1 protein-coding gene is annotated in these 255 nt (G+C 52.2%); it reads right to left on the reverse strand.

What is annotated here, in order from left to right:
• Window positions 1–65 precede the first annotated feature (65 nt).
• Window positions 66–255, reverse strand: a 190-nt coding sequence (locus EUU22_RS26370; protein ID WP_205687845.1) for a hypothetical protein, incomplete at its 5' end; no start/stop codon positions are given.

Below are 255 nucleotides of genomic sequence, written 5' to 3' on the forward strand. Positions count from 1 at the left end.
TAATCCCAATCCTGCTGTTAGCTCCCTGTCAGCCTCAGGAAAAGCATCTCCCAGATAGCTATGGCCTAAGAAATGATGGGAGTGAGCAAGATACCCTGCAGGGCCTCCTCGACACTAATCCTACGGTGGGAGCTCTCAGAGGTATACCTGTTTCCTACGGGCAAGCTCTTCTTCCTCCCGCCTTTTCCTTTCTTCCTCCTGCTGTCTCCGAAGAATTTCCTCCTGTTGTCTCCGGAGTTCCTCTTGCCTCTTTCG

Origin of the sequence: Ciceribacter ferrooxidans (assembly GCF_004137355.1) — a bacterium.
In the GTDB taxonomy this organism is placed as follows: domain Bacteria; phylum Pseudomonadota; class Alphaproteobacteria; order Rhizobiales; family Rhizobiaceae; genus Allorhizobium; species Allorhizobium ferrooxidans.